The 12731-nt window shown below is 72.2% G+C and carries 12 protein-coding genes; 4 read left to right on the forward strand and 8 right to left on the reverse strand.

All coding sequences use genetic code 11. The features are described from left to right. Positions 1-178: 178 nt before the first annotated feature. Both BM109_RS30170 and BM109_RS30175 read right to left on the reverse strand, forming a co-directional pair. The gene (locus BM109_RS30170; protein ID WP_093351218.1) at positions 179-2140 is read right to left on the reverse strand and encodes an MFS transporter; all 1962 of its coding nucleotides are present in this window, start codon (positions 2138-2140) and stop codon (positions 179-181) included. A gap of 71 nt (positions 2141-2211) precedes the next feature. After that, complete coding sequence (locus BM109_RS30175; RefSeq protein WP_093351221.1) at positions 2212-3069, reverse strand: hypothetical protein; 858 nt, start codon at positions 3067-3069, stop codon at positions 2212-2214. 157 nt (positions 3070-3226) lie between these two features. Here BM109_RS30175 and BM109_RS30180 point away from each other — a divergent pair, with 157 nt between their 5' ends. Next, positions 3227-3961 carry a helix-turn-helix domain-containing protein gene (locus tag BM109_RS30180; protein ID WP_057596203.1) on the forward strand — a complete coding sequence of 245 codons (735 nt, stop codon included), beginning with the start codon at positions 3227-3229 and terminating at the stop codon, positions 3959-3961. Between the two features lie 16 nt (positions 3962-3977). Here BM109_RS30180 and pyrF read toward each other — a convergent pair whose 3' ends face one another. The 6 genes from pyrF to BM109_RS30210 all read right to left on the reverse strand — a co-directional run bounded on the left by pyrF (position 3978) and on the right by BM109_RS30210 (position 8823). Next, positions 3978-4802, reverse strand: a complete 825-nt coding sequence (pyrF, locus tag BM109_RS30185; protein WP_093351223.1) for an orotidine-5'-phosphate decarboxylase — start codon at positions 4800-4802, stop codon at positions 3978-3980. 53 nt (positions 4803-4855) lie between these two features. Further along, on the reverse strand, positions 4856-5683 hold the full coding sequence (locus BM109_RS30190; RefSeq protein ID WP_093351226.1) for a uracil-DNA glycosylase family protein: 828 nt from the start codon (positions 5681-5683) through the stop codon (positions 4856-4858). Beyond that, positions 5680-6234, reverse strand: coding sequence for a ribosomal protein S18-alanine N-acetyltransferase (rimI, locus tag BM109_RS30195; RefSeq protein WP_093351228.1), 555 nt, complete (start codon positions 6232-6234; stop codon positions 5680-5682). The genes BM109_RS30190 and rimI overlap by 4 nt, the downstream gene beginning before the upstream one ends. Next, positions 6231-6959 (reverse strand): tRNA (adenosine(37)-N6)-threonylcarbamoyltransferase complex dimerization subunit type 1 TsaB, encoded by a 729-nt coding sequence (gene tsaB, locus BM109_RS30200; protein WP_093351232.1) that lies wholly within the window; start codon positions 6957-6959, stop codon positions 6231-6233. The genes rimI and tsaB overlap by 4 nt, the downstream gene beginning before the upstream one ends. After that, positions 6952-7986, reverse strand: a complete 1035-nt coding sequence (locus BM109_RS30205; protein WP_371268860.1) for a DMT family transporter — start codon at positions 7984-7986, stop codon at positions 6952-6954. Before BM109_RS30205 ends, tsaB begins: the two co-directional genes overlap by 8 nt. 66 nt (positions 7987-8052) lie before the next feature. Continuing rightward, complete coding sequence (locus BM109_RS30210) at positions 8053-8823, reverse strand: DeoR/GlpR family DNA-binding transcription regulator (RefSeq protein WP_093351237.1); 771 nt, start codon at positions 8821-8823, stop codon at positions 8053-8055. Between the two features lie 79 nt (positions 8824-8902). On the opposite strand from BM109_RS30210, the gene BM109_RS30215 reads away from it, so the two are divergent. From BM109_RS30215 to BM109_RS30225, 3 genes are all read left to right on the forward strand, one after another. Further along, the gene (locus BM109_RS30215; RefSeq protein WP_093351667.1) at positions 8903-9490 is read left to right on the forward strand and encodes an NUDIX hydrolase; all 588 of its coding nucleotides are present in this window, start codon (positions 8903-8905) and stop codon (positions 9488-9490) included. Positions 9491-9498: 8 nt separating this feature from the next. Then, positions 9499-10947: a D-alanyl-D-alanine carboxypeptidase/D-alanyl-D-alanine endopeptidase gene (dacB, locus tag BM109_RS30220; protein WP_093351670.1), complete on the forward strand. Its 1449-nt coding sequence runs from the start codon at positions 9499-9501 to the stop codon at positions 10945-10947. A 157-nt stretch (positions 10948-11104) separates the two neighbouring features. Beyond that, positions 11105-12706: an alpha/beta hydrolase family protein gene (locus BM109_RS30225; RefSeq protein ID WP_256222869.1), complete on the forward strand. Its 1602-nt coding sequence runs from the start codon at positions 11105-11107 to the stop codon at positions 12704-12706. The last annotated feature ends 25 nt before the right edge of the window (positions 12707-12731 follow it).

A 12731-nucleotide genomic window follows, 5' to 3' on the forward strand; every position in this document is an offset into this window, starting at 1 on the left:
CTCGCGGCGTAGTGAAGGTGGGCGGATGATGGTCCGCCCCCGCGCCGCGGGACTCGAATGATTCGACCGGTTCAGCGTTTCGGCTCCGGCGGTATCTCTAACGGATACTTTTCGGGGTATCCCGCCCCCAAAGAAAAAGCCGCCCGAAGGCGGCCTGGTCCGTGCGTTCCGCCCGGCCTCAGGGATGGAGCAGCCCGCCCACGCGCTGCTGCAGCAGCTCGGGCCGCACCTCGGCCGGCGCCACCGGGGCGCCGACGTTGAGGCCCACGCGGCTGAAGAAGCCGCGGCGGAAGGGCTTGACCATCGCCACCGGTTCGCCGCCGCGCAGCTCGATGCGGCTGAAGAACGAGCCCCAGAGGTTGGTCAGCGCCATCGGGATCACGGGCGGCTCGAGGCCCTCGGCGCGCGCGCTGTCCACGATCTTCATCACGCCGCCCTTGAAGGGCTGCAGCGCGCCGTCGCGCGTGATCGCGCCCTCGGGGAAGATGGCCAGCAGGTCGCCCTCGCGCAGCACGCCGAGCGCCTTGGCGAAGGCCGCCTCGTAGGCCGCCGGGTCCTCCTTCTGCGGCGCGATCGGGATCGCCTTGGCGAGCTTGAACAGCCAGCCGAGCACCGGCACCTTGAAGATGCGGTGGTCCATGATGAAGCGGATCGGCCGCGGGCTCGCGGCCATCAGCAGCACCGCGTCGATGAAGCTCACGTGGTTGCACACCAGCACGGCCGGGCCCTCGACGGGGATGTGCTCGTCGCCCCGGATGTCGAAGCGGTAGACGAAGCGCGACAGCACCCAGGCCACGAAGCGCAGCAGGTACTCGGGCACCAGCATGAAGATGTAGAAGGCCACCACCGCGTTGGCGATGCCGGTGAACAGGAAGATCTGCGGGATGCTGAAGCCCGCGCCCAGCAACGCGCCGGCGATGACCGAGCTGCCGATCATGAAGAGGGCGTTGAGGATGTTGTTGGCCGCGATGATGCGCGCGCGGTGCGTGGGCTGGCTGCGCAGCTGGATCAGCGCGTACATCGGCACGCTGTAGAGGCCCGCGAACAGCGACAGCAGTGCCAGGTCGGCCATCACGCGCCAGTGCGCGCTCTGGCGCAGGAAGGCGCCGAGCCCCATCTCGGGCACCGCGGGCAGGCCGCGCGCGGCGAAGTACAGGTCGATCGCGAACACGCTCATGCCGATGGCGCCCAGCGGCACCAGCCCGATCTCGACCTGACGCCGGCTCAGCGTCTCGCACAGCAGCGAGCCGACGCCGATGCCGATCGAGAACACCATCAGCAGCAGCGAGGCGACCTGCTCGTTGCCGTGCAGCACCTCCTTGGCGAAGCTCGGGAACTGGCTCAGGAACACGGCGCCGAAGAACCACATCCACGAGATGCCGAGCAGCGAGCGGAACACCACGATGTTCTCGTGCGCCAGCTTGAGGTTGCGCCAGGTCTCGCTGACCGGGTTCCAGTTGACGACCAGGCCCGGGTCGGTGGCCGGCGCCGGCGGGATCGCCTGCGCCACGGCGCGTCCGATCAGGGCCACCGCCACGCAGGCGACGGCCACGCTCAGGTGGCCGATCTGCGGCACGGCCACCAGCAGGCCGCCGGCCACCTGGCCCAGCAGGATCGCGACGAAGGTGCCCATCTCGACCATGCCGTTGCCGCCCGTGAGCTCGCGCGCGTCGAGCACCTGCGGCAGGTAGGCGAACTTGACCGGGCCGAACAGGGTGGAGTGCAGGCCCATGAGGAACACGCAGCCCAGCAGGACGACCGCATCGGCGCGCACGAAGCCCCAGGCCGCGATCAGCATGATCGCGATCTCGAGGTTCTTGACGAAGCGGATCATCTTCGTCTTGTCGAACTTGTCGGTGAGCTGGCCCGCGGTGGCCGAGAACAGCAGGAACGGCAGGATGAACAGCGCGCCGATCACAAGCCCCGCCATCGAGGGCTGCATCCAGCTGAGCTGCAGCTGGTAGGTCACCATCACGGTGAAGGCGAACTTGAACAGGTTGTCGTTCGCCGCGCCCGCGAACTGGGTCCAGAAGAAGGGCGCGAAGCGCCGCTGGCCGAGCAGCGCGAACTGGTTGGCGTGCGCGTTCGCTTCGTGCGAGTCGGCGGGGGACGAGGGCGCGGCAGCGGCGGGCGTTGTCATTCGGAAGCTTCTCCTCTTGGCGGCTCCGCGCGGCCCCCGGCGGGGAACGCTCGCGGGGCCGGGGGCTGTCGTCAGGCCGTCAGGGCGGCCGCGCCGGGATTGTGCCGCAGGGCCGCGGCGCGCCAGCCGCGGTCGAGCCGCTGGAGCGCGGTGAGCACCGGCAGCGCGGCCAGGGCGGCGCACAGGTGCTTGAGCGTGTGGCCCGAGATCACGCCCTGCGTGGCCTCGTAGATCGGCTGGTCGGCCAGCTCGAAGGCCTTGGCCAGCACGTAGGCCGCGATCACCCAGCCCAGGCGCAGGCCGACGGCGCCGGAGATCGGCCGCGACAGCGCCAGCGTGAGCACCAGCGCCATGCCGCCGAACTGCACCAGCGCCCAGGGCAGCACGTTGCCGGTCTCCTGCGCGATCTCGGCCGACAGCAGGCCGGTGGTGAGCACGAACCAGGCGGCCGGCCAGCCGGCGCGCTGGCTCACGCGCTCGCAGACCGCCATCCCGATCAGGCCGGCGAAGGCGACCGCCATGCCGGCGCGGTCGGCGGCCAGCCGCGGCGCGTCGGGCGCCAGGTGATAGAAGGCCGAGCCGGCGGCGGTGGCGATCAGGCCGGCGAAGAACAGCCAGGCGCAGTCGAGCGTGTTGTCGGGCGGATCGCTGGCCGGCGGCGCGAGCGGGAAGCCGGACAGCGCCTCGTGGTGCGCGCGGTCGATGCGGTTGAGCCAGTACAGGCCCCAGCAGCCCATGAGCAGGAAGGGCAGGTTGCTCAGCACGTCCATGGCGTTGGGCAGGCCGTGCCAGGCGCGGGTGTCGGCGAAGACCAGGGCGATCGCGACCTCGGCGGCCGGCAGCACCGGGCCGACGATGCCGATCAGGAGCAGCAGGCCCAGGAAGAAGGCCAGGCCACGTTCGCGGCGTGTCAGGGAGTGGAGGAGCATGTCTGTTCTCGAAGTTGGGTGATGGCGGGATGGCCGATCGGTTGGCGGGCGGAATTTAGTTGCCAGCCTCTCCCCAGGCATCGAGAATCGATACGAGGCACTATTTCACACCCATCGGTATCTCCAACCGATACCCAACCGGAACCCTGCCACCTTCATGAGCACCACCGTCGATCTCGTCCAAGCCCTCAAGAACGAACTCAAGAGCGCCCGCATGACCTACGCCGACCTGGCGCGTTCGCTCGACATGGCCGAGTCCAGCGTCAAGCGGATGCTGGCCAAGAGCGACATGCCGCTGTCGCGCGTGGACGCCATCTGCCGCGCGCTGAAGATCGATTTCGCCGAGCTGGCGCGGCGCGTGGCCGACGCCCAGCCGCTGCTCAAGGAACTGACGCACGAGCAGGAGAAGGCCGTGGTCAAGGACAAGAAGCTGCTGCTGGTGGCGATCAGCGTGCTGAGCCAGTGGACGCTGGAGCAGATCGTGACGGCCTACCGGATCAGCGAGGCCGAGTGCATCGGTTTCCTGGCCCAGCTCGACCGGATCGGGATCATCGAGCTGAGGCCGCTGAACCGGTACCGCCTGAAGCTCGCCAAGACCTTCCGCTGGCGCCCGCACGGGCCGGTGATGGAGTTCTTCCGCGAGAACGTGGTGCTCGACTACTACCGCGGCGGCTTCGACGGCCCGGCCGAGGGCCTGCTGCTGGTGCACGGCTCGATCAGCCGTTCGCTGGCGCCGGCCTTCCTCGAGCGGCTGCAGCGCGTGGCGCAGGACTTCGCGCAGCAGCACCAGACCGACCAGAAGCTGTCGCCCAAGGACCGCGAGGGCTACACGCTGCTGCTGGGGATGCGCAACTGGGAGTTCGAGCTGTTCACGCGGCTGCGGCGGGCCTGAGCCCGGGCCGCCCGGGTCAGGCCTTGGCGGCTTCGAGCGTGTCGCGCGTGGTCCGCGCCGCGGCGCGCGCGGCCTCGGCGAAATCGTCGCCCGACGAGGCATAGATGATCGCGCGCGAGGAGTTCACGACGATCGGCGCGTCGGCGCGCCAGCCGGCACGCACCGTGGCGACCGCGTCGCCGCCCTGGGCGCCGACGCCCGGGATCAGCAGCGGCACCGTCGGCGCCAGCGCGCGCACGCGCTCGATCTCGGCCGGGTAGGTGGCGCCGACCACGAGGCCGAGCTGGCCGTTGAGGTTCCACGGGCCCTGCGCCAGCCGCGCCACGTGCTCGTAGAGGAAGGGCTGGCCCTCGACGCTCGCCAGCCGCTGGCCCTGCAGGTCGGACCCGCCGGGGTTGCTGGTGCGGCACAGCAGGAAGGCGCCCTTGCCGTGGTGGCGCAGGTAGGGCTCGACCGAGTCGAAGCCCATGAAGGGCGAGAGCGTGACCGCGTCGGCGCCGTAGCGCTCGAAGGCCTCGATCGCGTACTGCTCGGCCGTGGAGCCGATGTCGCCGCGCTTGGCGTCGAGGATGGTGGGCACCTGGGGCGCGTTGCGGCGCATGTGCTCCATGAGCTGCTCGAGCTGGTCCTCGGCGCGGTGGGCCGCGAAGTAGGCGATCTGCGGCTTGAAGGCGATGGCGAGGTCGGCCGTGGCGTCGACGATGCGAGCGCAGAAGTCGTAGATGCGGCGCGCGTCGCCCTTGAACTGCCCCGGGAACTTCGCCGGCTCCGGATCGAGCCCCACGCAGAGCAACGAACCGTTTGTTTGCTGCGCGGCGGCAAGCTTGTCGAGGAAAGTCATGGGGGCGATTTTAAAGGGGGCCCCCGACGGCCCCGGCCCGGCCTCGCCCAGGTTCAGCCCGCCTCGGGCTGCTGCTGCGCGGCCGCCAGGCACAGGTCGGCCCAGGCGCGGCCCTTGTCGACCGGATTGCGCAGCAGGTAGGCCGGGTGGTAGGTGGCGACCACTGGCACGCCCGCCAGCTGCGCCGCCTGGCCGACCCGCCCGCGCAGCTTGCCCAGCGGCTCGCCGCTCTGCATCAGGCCCTGCGCGGCCAGCGGGCCCATGGCCAGCACCAGTCGGGGCGCGAGCGCCGCGGCGTGTTCGGCGAAGGCTTCGTCGAGCGGGCGCGGGCCGCCGGGCTGGCCCGAGGCCACGCCGCGGTGCAGGCGCATCAGGTGCACCGGCACGCCGCCCTCGTGCAGCTTGAGCGCGCGCAGCATGTTGTCGAGCAGCCGGCCGGCATCGCCCGCGAAAGGCTCGCCGTGGCGGCCGTCGACCTCGGGCGGCATGTCGGCCAGCACCAGCCAGCCGCCCTGCGGCGCAACGCCCTCGGCGGCGTCGGCATAGAGGCGGCGCGGCGCCTCGACCAGCACGGCCGCGCCGTGGCCGGCGGGAACCGGCGCCGGGCGCGGCGGCGGCGCGGCCACGGGCGCCCGCGCGGCGGCCGGGGCGCGCGGCGCGACCGGTTCGGGTTCGGGCGCGGCGTCGTCACGGGTGTCGTGGCCGGCGTCCGGCGGCGGCATGTCGACCGGTTCGGCCTCGTCCTCCACCACCGGCGCGGGCGCCACGGCCACCGGGACCTCGACCGCCTCGGGCACCGGCCACCAGACCTTCACGCCCATCTCGTCGAGCATCGCGCGCTGGCGCGCATCGAGCCGCAGGGTCTGCACGGCGGCGTTCATCGCAAGGCTCCCCAGGCACTGCCGGTTTCGTTGAGGCGCATGCTCATGACGATCGCATCCTCGCGGCCGCCCTCGGCGCCCGGGTAGTAGCCCTTGCGCACGCCGACCGTGCGATAGCCCTGGCGCAGGTAGATGTCGAGCGCGCGCCGGTTGCTCTGGCGCACCTCGAGCCACAGCCACTGGGCGCCCTGGGCGCGCGACCAGCCGGTCAGCGCCTCGAGCATCAGCGGTGCCCAGCCCTGGCGCTGGAAGGCCGGCGCCACGGTGATGTTGAGCAGGTGCACCTCGTCGACGCCCTTCATGGCCACGAAGTAGCCGATCAGCATCTCGCCGAGGCTGGTGACCGGAGAGAAGCGCGCCGCCTCGATGCCGGTGCCGGCGACCGGCGCCAGCAGGCACTGGCAGTGGTAGCCGACGGCGATCGAGTCGGTGAAGTTGGCGCGCGTCCAGGGATGGCTGTAGGCGGTCTGCTCGACGGCGCAGACGGCGTCGAGCCGCTCGATGGTGAGCGGCTCGAGGCGGGCTTCCACGGGTTGCGGGAGGGCGCTCATGCGGTCGCGGGCGGTGTGTTGTGGTGGGCGGCGGCCGCCTTGATGGCGGCACGCTCCTCGGTGGTTTGCGCCACTTTATCGCGAACGTAGAGCGGCCAGGCCTGCGCGGCGGGCACGGTGCGGCCTGCCGCCAACAGCGCGGGGGCCAGGCGCAGCAGGGCGGCGGCCGTGGGCAGCACCGCGTGGCGCGCGGCCGCGGCCGGCAGGCGTTCGCCGTAGGCGGCGAAGGCATTGCCGGCCAGCGCCCAGCCGGCGGGCACCGCGAGCGATTCGGGCGCCATCAGCAGCGGACCCTCGGCGCCGGCGGCGGGCTCGCCGAGCGGGCCATGGGCCTCGAAGTCGTAGCGCGCGGCGTAGATCTCCTCCATGCGCGCGTCGAGCAGCGCCACCGTGCGCTGCGCGCCGAAGGCATGGCGCGCCTCCTCGGCCACGGCCAGCAGGGTGTCGACCGGCAGCAGCGGCACGCCCGAGCCCAGCGCCAGGCCCTGCGCCACCGCGCAGGCGGTGCGCAACCCGGTGAACGAGCCCGGGCCGCGGCCGAAGGCGATGGCATCGAGCTGCGCGAGCGCGAGGCCGGCCTCGGCCAGCAGCTGCTGGATCAGCGGGATCAGCGTGGCCGAGGACTGGGCGCCGCCCGCGCCCTCGTGCGTCCAGACGCGCTCGCCGCGGCGCACCGCGATCGACAGCTGCTCGGTGCTGGTGTCGAAGGCCAACACATCAGGCATCGCGACGCCCTCCCGCCACGGCGGCCACGGCCGGCACCAGGCCGGCGGCGCGCGCGGGCGTCGGCTTCTGCACGCCGAACAGGATGCCGGCGGTCACCAGCAGCAGGCCGGCGACCAGGTTCCAGTAGAGCGGCTCGTCGAGCCACAGCACCGCGCCCAGCGCCGACAGGCCGGGCACCAGCGCCGTGATCATGGTGGTGCGCACCGGGCCGAAGTGCTGGACCATCTTCGTGAAGGTGATGCCCGACACCACGACCGAGCCGATGCCCTGGAACAGCATCTGGAACGCCAGCTCGCCCCAGGGCGCGCTGCCGATGCGGCTGGCGACCCAGCCGCCGGCCACCAGCAGGCTGTAGACCGGCACGTAGCTCAGCAGCGCGAACACGGTGATGGCGATGGTGGCGCGCACGGCATCGAGGCCGTGGCGGCGCACCACGATGCTGTAGCAGGCCCAGCAGAAGGCCGCGGCCATGAACAGCAGGTCGCCCTTCCAGACCTCGCCGCCTTCGAAGGCATGCAGCAGGCTGCGCCCGCCCACCAGAAGGTCGCCCGCGACGATCAGCGCCAGCCCGAGCGCGCGCGCCGGCGTGATGCGGTCGCGCAGCACCAGCGCGGCCAGCAGCGTGGTCCACAGCGGCAGGCTGCCGGGCAGCAGCACCGAGGCATGGCTGGCCGGCGCGAAGAAGAAGCCGCAGTAGGCGCACACGGCATAGGCGACGCCGCCGAACACGCCGGCCATGGCCGTGACGCGCAGCGACAGCGGCGACAGGCCGAAGAAGGAGGCGGCCGCCTGCGCGCCGCCCGCGCGGGCGCGCAGCACCAGCCATGCGCCCCAGGGCACCAGCACCAGGCTGGCGCCGCAGATGCGCGCGAAGGCGATGTCGAACGGGGACAGCGAGCGGCCGGCCGAGGCGCGCGCGATGACGATGAAGGCGGTCCACACCAGCACGGTGATCACGGCCGCGCCGATGCCGACGGCGCGGGGGGACAGGCGGGCAGGGGGAGACATCGGGGGCGCGGCGGGCATCCCCGGGATTATCGAGGGGCCCCGCGGACTGCGCCCGGCGGGGGCGAATCGGGGCCCGCGGCGGGGTCAGCCAGCCGCGGCGTCACTGCGCACGATCGCCAAGCCGGCCCGGCGCAGCGGCGCCAGCGCCTTCTCGGGCGCCTCGGGCGACACCAGCAGCCGCGCGGCCGCGCGCACCGGATTCACGACCCAGGCCGAGGCCGCGCCCAGCTTCTCGGACGAGGCCAGCACCACGGTCTCGGCGGCCGCGGCCATCAACGCGCGCTTGATCTCGGCCTCCTCGCTGTCGCCGGTGGTCAGGCCGGCCTCGGCATGCACGCCGGTGACGCCCAGGAAGAAGAGGTCGGCATGCACGCGCGAGATCGCGTCCATGGCGGCCGCGCCCACCGCCACCATCGAATGCCGGAACAGCCGCCCGCCGATCAGCAGCAGCTCGAGCCGGTCATGGCCGGCCAGTTCGGCCGCCACCAGCGGGCTGTGGGTGACGACGGTGGCGCGCAGGTCCAGCGGCAGGTGGCGCGCGAGCTGCACGGCGGTGGTGCCGCCGTCGACGAACACCACCTGGCCCGGGCGCACCATGCGCGCCGCGGCGCGGCCGATCGCCACCTTCTCCCCGGGCGCGATGCGCTGGCGGCCCGCGAGGTCGGCCTCGGCCGGCGCCAGCGGCAGCGCCCCGCCGTGCACGCGCTGCAGCCGGCCCTCGGCCGCGAGCTCGCGCAGATCGCGCCGGATCGTGTCTTCCGACAGGCCCAGCGCTTCGCTGAGCGGCTTGGCGACCACCTGGCCGTCGCGCGCCAGGACCGAGAGGATGTGTTGCTTGCGCTGCCGGGTGAGCATGGGCCGATGGTAGCGGCGGCTTCACGCGATTGCACGAATTTTCTTGTTATTGCACGAATTCGCACCTATGCTCGCCGCCATGAGCCTGCAAGACCGCGTCCGGGTGCACGAAGTCACCCTTCTGTCCGACAACTGGTACACGCTGAAGACCACGGCCTTCGACTGGCGCCGCAGCGACGGCAGCTGGCAGCGCATGCACCGCGAGACCTACGACCGCGGCAACGGCGCCACCCTGCTGGCCTACAACCGCGCGCGGCGCACGGTGCTGCTGACGCGGCAGTTCCGCTACCCGGCCTTCGTCAACGGCTGGGACGACCTGCTGATCGAGGCCGCCGCCGGCCTGCTCGACAACGCGGCGCCCGAGGAACGCATCCGCGCCGAGGTCGAGGAGGAACTCGGCTACCGGCTGGGCGCGGTGCAGAAGGTCTTCGAATGTTTCATGAGCCCGGGCTCGGTGACCGAGAAGCTGCACTTCTTCGTCGCCGAGTACGAGCCCTCGATGCGCGTGGGCGCGGGCGGCGGGCTGGCCGAGGAGGGCGAGGACATCGAGGTGCTCGAGTTCGGCATCGACGAGGCGCTGGCCATGGTGGCCGACGGCCGCATCGCGGACGCGAAGACGATCCTGCTGCTGTACCACGCGCGGCTGCATCTTTTCGCGCCGGGATAATGGGCCGCATGCCCGCTGTCACCGTCGCACGCCTTCCCTTTCCCCGTCCTTCCCGCGCGCTCTGCGCCATCGCGCTGTGCCTGGCCGCCGGCGCCCACGCCCAGCAGCCGCAGCCGCTGCCGGCCGAGGTCGATGCCGCGCTGGCGCGCGCCAAGCTGCCGCGCGACGCCGTGACCATGCTGGTCGCCGATGCCGACGGCCTGCGCCCGCCGCGGCTGGCCTGGCGCACGCAGGTGCCGGTGAATCCCGCCTCGATCATGAAGCTGGTGACCACCTACGCCGCGCTCGACCTGCTGGGCGCGGCCTACACCTGGAACACGCCGGTCTACGTCGAGGGCAGCATCGCCAACGGCGTGCTCAACGGCAACCTCTACATCAAGGGCCAGGGCGATCCCAAGCTGGTGATCGAGCGCATGTGGCTGCTGCTGCGCCACGTGCAGGGCCTGGGCATCACCAGCGTGAGCGGCGACATCGTGATCGACCGCAGCGCGTTCGAGAACACGGTCGAGAACGACCCGGGCGCCTTCGACGGCGAGCCGCTGCGGCCCTACAACGCCTCGCCCGACGCGCTGCTGCTGAACTTCAAGTCGGTCAACATGACCTTCGTTCCCGACCGCGGCGGCCAGTTCGCGCGCGTGAGCTACGAGCCGCCGCTGGCGGCCGTGGCGATGCCGCAGACGGTGCCGCTTTCGCCCGGCGAATGCGGCGACTGGCGCACGGCGCTGCGCGCCGACTACGGCGATCCGAACCGCATCCGCTTCAACGGCGGCTTTCCCGCCGCCTGCGGCGAGAAGAGCTGGGCCGTGGCCTATGCCGATCCGCGCAGCTACGCGCTGCGCGCCATCGGCGGCCTGTGGGCCGAGATGGGCGGGCGCGTGGGCGGCCAGATGCGCGAGGGCCGCGTGCCCGCGGGGCTCAAGCCGGCGTTCGAGTTCGCCTCGCCGCCGCTGCCCGAGGTGATCCGCGACATCAACAAGTACAGCAACAACGTGATGGCGCAGCAGGTGTTCCTGACCCTCGGCCTCACGCAGAAGAACCGCGGCACCTTCGAGGCCTCGCGCGGCGCGCTGGTCCAGTGGTGGCGCGAGCGCATCGGCACCGGCGAGGCGCCGCCGGTGTTCGAGAACGGCTCGGGCCTGTCGCGCGACGAGCGCATCAGCGCGGCCGCGCTCGGCAAGATGCTGCAGGTGGCCTGGCGCTCGCCGGTGATGCCCGAGCTCGTGGGCTCGCTGCCCGCGCTCGGGGTGGACGGCACCCTGCGCAAGCGCACGCTGCGCTCGGGCGGCGCCGCGCACCTGAAGACCGGCACGCTGCGCGACGCCTCGGGCATCGCCGGCTACGTGCATGGCGCGAGCGGCCGGCGCTACGTGCTGGTGGCGATCGCCAATGCCGAGAACGCGGGCGCGGCGCGCGCGGCCTTCGACGCGCTGGTCGACTGGACCGCGCAGGACAACTGAAGGCCAAAGGCCGAAGCGCGCGGCCTGTACTGAAAACGTTGTGTAGGCCGCCACCGCTTGCGCGCCGCAGCGGCGCTGACAGAATCGAACGCTCGTTCGCCCGCCGAGCCGGGCCACGGTGCGCATCGCGCACCCCATCGATCCAGGAGACAAAGACGTGCAAAGACCCGTGCCGCCCGCAAGGCCATCCGCCTCTTCCCGCAACCTGTTCGCCGTCGCCCTCGCGGGCGCGGCGCTGCTGCTCTCGGCCTGCGGTGGCGGCGGCGGTGGTGGCGGCATCGGCATCTTTCCGCCGACCACGCCGCCGCCCGAGGACACCGGCCGCGGCTCGGTGGTGACCAACCCGCCCGAGCGCGTGCTGAGCCTGTCGGCCGGCGACTTCCGCGCGCTGCTGCAGCTCGACGACAAGGGCAAGGCACTGCTGCAGGTGTCGGGCCAGCCCAAGTGCGGCATCGACACGCGCTACCTCGAATACCGCACCGTCGGCGGCAAGGGCGAGGCCACCAACGCCACGGCCGCCATCATGGTGCCGCGCGGCGGCGACGCGGCCTGCAGCGGCCCGCGGCCCATCGTGCTGTACGCCCACGGCACCAATGCCGCGCGCGACTACAACATCGCCAAGTGGGCCGACCTGAACCAGCCCGCCGCCGGCGAAGGCGTGGTGGTCGCGGCCATGCTGGCGGCGCAGGGCTTCATCGTGGTGGCGCCCAACTACGCGGGCTACGACAAGTCGACGCTGCCCTACCACCCCTACCTCAACGGCGACCAGCAGGGCAAGGACATGGTCGATGCGCTGACCGCCGCGCGCAAGACCTTCGCCAACATCGACGCCGCGGACGCGGGCTCGCTGTTCGTCACCGGCTATTCGCAGGGCGGCTACGTGGCGCTGGCCGCGCACCGCGAGCTGCAGGCCACGGGCAAGACGGTGACGGCCTCGGCGCCGCTGTCGGCCCCCTCGGCCATCAGCCTGCTGGTGGACTACAACTTCAAGGGCTGGCCGGCGCTCGGCAGCACGCTGTTCGTGCCGCTGCTGTCGACCAGCTGGCAGCAGCAGTTCGGCGACGTCTACGGCAGCACCAGCGAGATCTACGAGGCGCAGTACGCGACCGGCATCGACACCCTGCTGCCGAGCCTCACGCCCACCAGCACGCTGATCGCGCAGGGCAAGCTGCCGCAGCTCGCGCTGTACCCGGCCGGCGCCACGCCCGGTCCGGTCGATCCGGCGCTGTCGATCTTCTACGGCGCCGGCAACCTGGTGCGCCAGAGCTACCTGACGCGCGCCTCCGGCGACATCGACGCCAATGGCTGCCCTGGCAACGCGCTGAAGGCCACGCCGGCCTCGCTGAACTCGGCCACGCCGCTCGACTGCGCGCCCACGCTGGGCTTCCGCAAGGCGGCGCGCGCCAACGACCTGCGCAACTGGGTGCCGGCCAAGCCGGTGCTGATGTGCGGCGGCGCGCAGGACCCGACCGTCAACTTCCTGAGCACGCGCGCCACCGCCGGCTACTTCCGCGCCAAGGGCATGCCGGCGCAGCAGCTGACCGTGGTCGACCTCGAGGACAGCGCGACCACCGACGCCTACTCGGCCGCGCGCGCCGGCTTCGCGCAGGCCAAGGACGTGCTCAAGCAGGGCACCGAGGGCAGCGATGCCGACAAGGACCGCGCCGTGATGCTGGCCTACCACGGCACGCTGGCGCCGCCGTTCTGCCTGGCGGCGGCACGCGGCTTCTTCCAGGGCGTGCTGGCGGCGGGGGGCTGAGGCCCGTCGAGGCTTCCACCCAAGA

Source organism: Variovorax sp. PDC80 (genome assembly GCF_900115375.1).
In the GTDB taxonomy this organism is placed as follows: Bacteria; Pseudomonadota; Gammaproteobacteria; order Burkholderiales; family Burkholderiaceae_C; genus Variovorax.

Excerpts from the sequence above, each read along its gene's own strand:
- BM109_RS30180 (WP_057596203.1), top strand. The coding sequence starts at position 3,227 with ATGAGCACCACCGTCGATCTCGTCCAAGCCCTCAAGAACGAACTCAAG.
- BM109_RS30210 (WP_093351237.1), bottom strand. The coding sequence starts at position 8,823 with ATGCTCACCCGGCAGCGCAAGCAACACATCCTCTCGGTCCTGGCGCGC.
- BM109_RS30175 (WP_093351221.1), bottom strand. The coding sequence starts at position 3,069 with ATGCTCCTCCACTCCCTGACACGCCGCGAACGTGGCCTGGCCTTCTTC.
- BM109_RS30215 (WP_093351667.1), top strand. The coding sequence starts at position 8,903 with ATGAGCCTGCAAGACCGCGTCCGGGTGCACGAAGTCACCCTTCTGTCC.
- BM109_RS30205 (WP_371268860.1), bottom strand. The coding sequence starts at position 7,986 with ATGCCCGCCGCGCCCCCGATGTCTCCCCCTGCCCGCCTGTCCCCCCGC.
- BM109_RS30170 (WP_093351218.1), bottom strand. The coding sequence starts at position 2,140 with ATGACAACGCCCGCCGCTGCCGCGCCCTCGTCCCCCGCCGACTCGCAC.
- dacB (WP_093351670.1), top strand. The coding sequence starts at position 9,499 with ATGCCCGCTGTCACCGTCGCACGCCTTCCCTTTCCCCGTCCTTCCCGC.
- pyrF (WP_093351223.1), bottom strand. The coding sequence starts at position 4,802 with ATGACTTTCCTCGACAAGCTTGCCGCCGCGCAGCAAACAAACGGTTCG.
- rimI (WP_093351228.1), bottom strand. The coding sequence starts at position 6,234 with ATGAGCGCCCTCCCGCAACCCGTGGAAGCCCGCCTCGAGCCGCTCACC.
- BM109_RS30190 (WP_093351226.1), bottom strand. The coding sequence starts at position 5,683 with ATGAACGCCGCCGTGCAGACCCTGCGGCTCGATGCGCGCCAGCGCGCG.
- tsaB (WP_093351232.1), bottom strand. The coding sequence starts at position 6,959 with ATGCCTGATGTGTTGGCCTTCGACACCAGCACCGAGCAGCTGTCGATC.